6 protein-coding genes and 2 pseudogenes are annotated in these 6,232 nt (G+C 65.0%); 3 read left to right on the top strand and 5 right to left on the bottom strand.

Going from position 1 to position 6,232, the window contains the following annotated elements:
• Both VN004_RS12680 and rnhA read left to right on the top strand, forming a co-directional pair.
• A pseudogene (locus VN004_RS12680) lies at positions 1-300 on the top strand (homoserine kinase); the annotation flags it as partial.
• Positions 297-752, top strand: a complete 456-nt coding sequence (gene rnhA / locus VN004_RS12675) for a ribonuclease HI (RefSeq protein ID WP_325610554.1) — start codon at positions 297-299, stop codon at positions 750-752. The pseudogene VN004_RS12680 and the gene rnhA, both read left to right, overlap by 4 nt.
• 55 nt (positions 753-807) lie before the next feature.
• Here the strand turns inward: rnhA and VN004_RS12670 are convergent, their stop codons facing one another.
• A complete protein-coding gene (locus VN004_RS12670; protein ID WP_325610552.1) occupies positions 808-1,290 on the bottom strand; it encodes a peroxiredoxin in 483 nt (160 codons plus the stop codon).
• A 64-nt stretch (positions 1,291-1,354) separates the two neighbouring features.
• On the bottom strand, positions 1,355-2,233 hold the full coding sequence (locus VN004_RS12665) for a protein-disulfide reductase DsbD domain-containing protein (protein ID WP_325610549.1): 879 nt from the start codon (positions 2,231-2,233) through the stop codon (positions 1,355-1,357).
• Positions 2,234-2,343: 110 nt separating this feature from the next.
• On the opposite strand from VN004_RS12665, the gene VN004_RS12660 reads away from it, so the two are divergent.
• Positions 2,344-3,033, top strand: coding sequence for a YqgE/AlgH family protein (locus tag VN004_RS12660; RefSeq protein WP_325610547.1), 690 nt, complete (start codon positions 2,344-2,346; stop codon positions 3,031-3,033).
• Positions 3,034-3,261: 228 nt separating this feature from the next.
• Here VN004_RS12660 and VN004_RS12655 read toward each other — a convergent pair whose 3' ends face one another.
• The 3 genes and pseudogenes from VN004_RS12655 to VN004_RS12645 form a co-directional block, all read right to left on the bottom strand.
• A complete protein-coding gene (locus VN004_RS12655) occupies positions 3,262-5,472 on the bottom strand; it encodes a 3-hydroxyacyl-CoA dehydrogenase NAD-binding domain-containing protein (protein WP_325610545.1) in 2,211 nt (736 codons plus the stop codon).
• Between the two features lie 3 nt (positions 5,473-5,475).
• Positions 5,476-5,949, bottom strand: a complete 474-nt coding sequence (locus tag VN004_RS12650) for a cupin domain-containing protein (RefSeq protein ID WP_325610543.1) — start codon at positions 5,947-5,949, stop codon at positions 5,476-5,478.
• Positions 5,950-5,953: 4 nt separating this feature from the next.
• Positions 5,954-6,232: pseudogene (locus VN004_RS12645) on the bottom strand (acetyl-CoA C-acyltransferase); the annotation flags it as partial.

Here is a 6,232-nt window from a genome sequence, read left to right as displayed (position 1 = left end):
CTGAACGCCTGGTGCTTCGAGCCCGATCATTCCTACAATGTCACCAAAGGCCGCAGCCTGCTGACCTCCTACATCGCAACGCGGCCGCTGTCGGAGGCCGAACGCACCGCGCTGCCGCTGCTCGCGCGCGGCGCCGCGATGCGCTTTCTGCTGACGCGGCTGGTCGATTGGCTGAACGTACCGCCCGGCGCGCTGGTGCGGCCGAAAAATCCCATCGAGTATTTCCGCAAGCTGCGCTTCCACCAGCAGGCCGAAAGCGTCCGCGACTACGGACTGCCGACCGCGAAAGTCCGCGCATGACGCAGGGTCCGCACGTTGTCATCCATACCGACGGCGCCTGCTCGGGCAACCCCGGCCCCGGCGGCTGGGGCGCGATCCTGACATCCGGCGCGCACGAGAAGGAACTCAAGGGCGGCGAAGCGCACACCACCAACAACCGCATGGAGTTGATGGGGGCCATCGCCGCGCTGGAGGCTCTAAAGAAACCCTCGGTCGTCGAATTGCACACCGACAGCAAGTATCTGCACGACGGTATCTCGAAATGGATTCACGGCTGGAAGCGCAACGGCTGGAAAACCGCCGACAAGAAGCCGGTGAAAAACATGGACCTCTGGCAGCGGCTCGATCAGGCGATCCAGAACCATGAGGTGCATTGGCGCTGGGTCAAGGGGCACGCCGGCCACGAGATGAACGAGCGCGCCGACCGCCTCGCCGTTGCCGCCATAGCGGAGATCCGCGCGGCGCAAAAATGAAAGGCCCTCCCCGCGCATGCGGAGAGGGCTCGGTCGCAAACGCCAACGCGACGGATCAAAGGCTCTTCAGCAGGTTCTCGGCGCCCGAGACGTCCGCCTTGCCCGGCGAGTCCTCGACGTTCAGCGCCTTCACCACGCCGTCCTCGACGACCATCGCGTAACGGCCCGAACGCACGCCAAGCCCGCGCTCGGTCAGGTCCGCGGTGATGCCGACCGCCTTGGCCCAGGCCGCGCTGCCGTCCGCCAGGAACTCGATGCCGTCGCCGCCGGAAGCCTTCTTCCAGGCGTCCATCACGAACACGTCGTTCACCCCCGTCACCGCGACGGTGTCGACACCCTTGGCCTTGATCGCGGCAAGGTTCTGCACGAAGCCCGGCAGATGGTTCTTATGGCAGGTCGGCGTGAATGCGCCCGGCACCGCGAACAGCACCACCTTCTTGCCCTTGAACAATTCGTCGGTGGTCTTCGGCTTCGGACCTTCGGACGTCATTACCGTGAATGTCGAATTGGGCACGCGGTCGCCGACCTTGATAGCCATGATCACTCGTCCTCTTGTGGTTTATGGATGGGACATCCACGCCAAAACTAGCGTGTCCGGCGGATTAGTCGAGCCGAAATGCGGCCTCGATCGCGCGATCGCCCGCCACGGCCGTAAGCCGCAGCGTCGCGCCCTCCGCCTTCGCGCCGGGCGGCAAGCCGTCAAGATCGAAGGCAAAGCGATGCAGGCCCGTAGGCGCGCCTGCGACCGGCTGCGGCAACGGCAGCGCCCAGTCCGCGGTCGGTCCTTCCGCGAATAGGGTCGGCGTCTCGTCGGTAGGGGCAGCAACATCGACCACGATCCGCGACTTGCCTCCGGTGGCCTCGCGGTGCACAGCGCGGATGGCCGGGACGCCGGCGTCGCCGACTTGCGCCGGCTTGGGCACGCGGGCCTCCGCGCGGCCGACGGCATCCTCGTTCGTGCCCTCGACGCCGGTGAGCGCCAACTCCAACTGGGCCTCCGCCGGCATGCAAAGCTTCTCGCACGCAGCGTAGTCGAGCTTCAACCGCAGCGTCGCCGGCTTGGCCGCGTCCTGCGGCACGACATGCACGGGAAAGATGACGTCGCCCTTGTAGCCGATGGAGCTGCCGCCAGCGCCGTCCGCGAACCGCTCGGGCGCCGGATAGAGCACGGTGACCGCCTTCACGTTGTCCGACTTGGAAAAATCCCAGGCCGGCGGCACACCGCTATCGCCCGGATAGCGCCAGTATGTTTTCCACCCTTGCTTGAGCTTGATCTCGACACCCGCGCGGAGCATCCGGCGGCCTGCATCGTCGCGCGCCTTCGCGCCAACGAGTCGCGCCGACGATGACGCATCGCCGCTCCAAGGCGAAACATCCGCCGCAATTGCGGCAGAGGATGCCAATCCCGACGACGCGATGCCGACGAGGCCGGCCGCGAGCAGAATCGGAAAAATGCTGGCGAGACGGAACGTTACGGACATGGCCATCATTTAATGAAAGCGACGCCTATATACCACTGACATGGTCGTGAACGCGACCGCCGGTCCCGAGTTTCATTTCCAAAGCGGCAGGATGGGAGTAACCTTATCCCATGAGAACAACACGCAAAACGCTCCGAAAGCATGCCACGCGCAGTGCCCGACAGGGGCGGTCCGGCGAGGACTTTTCCGGCGATCGCTTCTCTGGCCAAGACTTCGGCGGTCAAGGCTTCCTGGATGGTAAGATGCTGATCGCTTCTCCCGGCATGCAGGACGAACGCTTCGCGCGCAGCGTGATCTATATGTGTGCCCATTCGTCCGAAGGCGCGATGGGCATCATCGTGAACCAGCCGGCCGCGCATATCAGCTTCCGCGATCTCCTGGTGAAGCTCGACGTCATTCCCGCGTCGGACAAGATCGAGCTTCCGCACAGCGCCGACGACGTGACGGTGCTCAAAGGCGGCCCGGTGGAGACCGAGCGCGGCTTCGTCCTGCACAGCGCCGATTTCTTCATCGAAAACTCGACACTGCCGATCGACGAGGGCATCTGCCTCACCGCAACGCTCGACATCCTGAAGGCCATCGCGCGCGGCGACGGCCCGGCCAGCGCCATCCTCGCGCTCGGCTACGCCGGCTGGTCGCCGGGACAGCTTGAAAGCGAGATGCAGAGCAACGGCTGGCTGCATTGCAGCGCGGATCCCGAGTTGATCTTTGGCACCGATGCCGACGCGAAATACAACCGCGCCATGCAGAAGATCGGTATCCGCCCGGGCATGCTGTCGAGCGACATCGGACACGCCTGACAGGCTGCTGCGGACGATTCTCCATCGTTCCAAGATGCGCGGTATCGGCGCGTTCACGCGCGCTGAGCCTCTATCATTGCGGGACGGCCGCAGGCCGGACCCGGAATCCAGATGTAGGTTCAGAGTCCGCCGCAGGATTCCGGGTTCGCTCGCGAATGCGAGCGCCCCCGAATGACAACGGCGATTTTTTAGCTTGCCACGCAGGCAAACTCCGGCAGCGGCACTGTCCTACGCTGCGCTCCTGCCGGGTGCGAAGCGGCCGTAAAAGCTGTCGCCTTTTGCCGCCATATCGAGCAATAGCTTCGACGGCGCGAAGCGCGGTCCGTATTTCTCCAGCTTGCGGCACAACTCGACGAAACGCTTCGTCCCCATCATGTCGATATAGGACAGCGTGCCGCCCGAATACGGCGCGAAGCCGAAGCCCAGGATCGAGCCGACATCGGCCTCGCGCACGTCGGTGATGACACCCTCCTCGAAGGTGCGCGCGGCCTCGAGCGCCTGCACCACCAGGAAGCGCGCCTTCATCTCCTGGACGTCGAGCACCTCGATCTCGTCGCGGCCGAGTCTCCTCGGCTGCAAGTCGGCCAGCCCCGGCCACAGCCGTTTCGGCGCGCCTTGCGGATAGTCGTAGAAGCCCTTGCCGTTCTTGCGGCCCAACCGGCCGCGCGTCTCCACCATCTCTTGCAGCAGTTTCTTCTGCCCCTGGTCCACCGCCTGCGGACCAAGATCAGCCTCGGTCGCCTTGACGATCTTCAGGCACAGATCGATGGCAACCTCATCGCACAACGACAGCGGCCCGACCGGCATGCCGGCCATCCGCGCCGTGTTCTCGATCATGGCCGGAGGGATTCCCTCCAGCAGCATGAGGTGGCCCTCCTGGATGTAGTTGAGCACGCAGCGGTTCGCGTAGAAACCGCGCGTATCGTTGACGACGATCGGCGTCTTGCCGATGGCACGCACGAAATCGAGCGCGGTCGCGAGCGCGGCATCGCCGGTCTTCTTGCCGAGGATGATCTCGACCAGCATCATCCGCTCGACCGGCGAGAAGAAATGAACGCCGATGAAGCGCGATGCATCCATTGCGGTTTCGGCAAGCGATGTGATCGGTAAGGTCGAGGTGTTGGAGCCGAATACGATGTCGGGCATCACCGCCTGGGCCTTGGCGGTCGCCTCCGCCTTCACCTTGCGATCCTCGAACACGGCTTCGACGATCAGGTCCACGCCCTTCAGCGCGGCATAGTCGGCGGTGGCCTGGATGCGCGCGAGCGCGGCGTCGCGGCGTTCCGCTGCCATGCGGCCGCGCTCGACCTGAGCGTTCAAGCTTTTCTCAACAGTGGCCTTGCCATTGTCGGCACTGGCTTGGTCGCGGTCGATCAGCACCACCTCAATGCCGGCTTGCGCGCTGACGGAAGCAATCCCTGCGCCCATGAAGCCCGCGCCGAGGATACCGATACGCTTGAGCCTCGACGGCGGCGCATTCGTCGGCCGCCGCGCGCCCCTGTTCAGCGCCTGAACCGAAACGAACAGCGAGCGCGCCATCGCCGCCGCCTCCGGCGACCGCAGAACGTTCGCGAAATATCGCTGCTCGACAACGAGTGCGCGGTCCATCGGAAGCTGCAGGCCCTCGTAAAGCACCTGCAAGATGGCGCGCGCCGCAGGATAATTGTCATACGTCTCGCGCCGATAGAGCGCATTCGCCGCCGGAAACGTCATCATCCCGGCCTTGGACCAGATCGGGCCGCCCGGCAGCCGGAAGCCGTCCGTGTCCCACGGCGCCTTGGCGTTCGGGTTGGCTTTGGCCCAATCCTTCGCCGCTTTGACGAGGTCGGCCGCCGGCACCACGGCGCCGACAAGCTTCATCGCCTTGGCGCGGTCGAGCGCCACCGGATCGCCCTTGAGCAAGAACTGCAGCGCATCCGCCGGCGGCATCATGCGCGCGACGCGCTGTGTACCGCCCGCGCCGGGGAACAGACCGACCTTCACCTCGGGCAGGCCAAGCCGCGTCTTGGTGTTGTCGGCGGCGATCCTGTGATGACAGGCCAGGCACAATTCCAGGCCGCCGCCGAGCGCGGTGCCGCTGATGGCAGCGACGAACGGCTTGCCGCACGTTTCGATGCGTCGATAAAGCTGCGACAGCTTGCGGCTCTCCTCGAACAGGAACGTCACCGCGGCCGTCTCGCCCTCGCGCTGCATCTTCTCGCCAAAGGCGTGCACAAGCGCCTGCATCATGGTGAGGTCGGCGCCGGCGGAAAATGTCTCCTTCCCGGATGTGACAACCGCGCCCTTGATCGCGGCGTCGCCGGCGATCTTTTCGACAAGCGCGGACAGCTCCGCAACGGTGGCTGCGTCGATGACATTCATCGAACGGTCCGGCCTGTCCCAGACGATCAGCGCAATGCCGTCGCCATCGACGTCAACCTTGAATTGGGGGCTCGCCATGATTCAGGCCTTTCGCGGCGGATAGGGTTGGCCGTTCTTATGGAGATAGCGGCTGCCGGTTCTGTCGCGCTCCATGCGCATATCGATATCGGGGTAGATCACGGCCTCGGTCGCGCTGCGCGTCCCGATTTCGATATAGACGGCGTCGTCCTGCGAGCGGTTGACGAGACAATGGCCGATGCCGGCATCCGCCTTCCAGCCCGCGGCGTCCCCGGGCCGCAGCACCGTCTCGCCATCGTCCTCGCACAGCACCAGTTCGCCTTGCAGCACATAGACGAATTCGTCCTCGTTGCGATGCCAATGCCGCTGGGCCGACCAGGTGCCCGGCTTGAGCGTGGTGAGATTGACACCGAACTGGCTGAGGCCGACGGCGTTGCCGAGCCGCTTGCGCGAGCGGCCAACGACCTGTTGCGCGAACGGATCGGGATAGCCGGTGTTGGTGTCGATGGGGAGCGCCGCGATATCAACCTTGGGCATCGGATCAGACCCTTTCGATGATCGTCGCGGTGCCCATGCCGGCGCCGATGCACAGCGTCACCAGCGCGGTGTTGAGATCGCGCCGCTCCAGTTCGTCCAGCACCGTGCCGAGGATCATCGCACCGGTGGCGCCGAGCGGATGGCCCATCGCGATCGCCCCGCCGTTGACGTTGATCCTGTCGCGCGGGATGTCGAACGCCTGCATGTAACGCAGCACCACCGAGGCGAATGCCTCGTTGAGCTCGAACAGGTCGATGTCGGCCTTGGTCATGCCGGCCTTCTT

The organism is Pseudorhodoplanes sp. (assembly GCF_035565855.1).
Taxonomy (GTDB): domain Bacteria; phylum Pseudomonadota; class Alphaproteobacteria; order Rhizobiales; family Xanthobacteraceae; genus Pseudorhodoplanes.
Note: the sequence above shows the minus strand (reverse complement) of the source record. Positions and strands in the feature narration are given on the sequence as shown.

Excerpts from the sequence above, each read along its gene's own strand:
- VN004_RS12650 (WP_325610543.1), bottom strand. The coding sequence starts at position 5,949 with ATGCCCAAGGTTGATATCGCGGCGCTCCCCATCGACACCAACACCGGC.
- VN004_RS12665 (WP_325610549.1), bottom strand. The coding sequence starts at position 2,233 with ATGTCCGTAACGTTCCGTCTCGCCAGCATTTTTCCGATTCTGCTCGCG.
- VN004_RS12660 (WP_325610547.1), top strand. The coding sequence starts at position 2,344 with ATGAGAACAACACGCAAAACGCTCCGAAAGCATGCCACGCGCAGTGCC.
- VN004_RS12655 (WP_325610545.1), bottom strand. The coding sequence starts at position 5,472 with ATGGCGAGCCCCCAATTCAAGGTTGACGTCGATGGCGACGGCATTGCG.
- rnhA (WP_325610554.1), top strand. The coding sequence starts at position 297 with ATGACGCAGGGTCCGCACGTTGTCATCCATACCGACGGCGCCTGCTCG.
- VN004_RS12670 (WP_325610552.1), bottom strand. The coding sequence starts at position 1,290 with ATGGCTATCAAGGTCGGCGACCGCGTGCCCAATTCGACATTCACGGTA.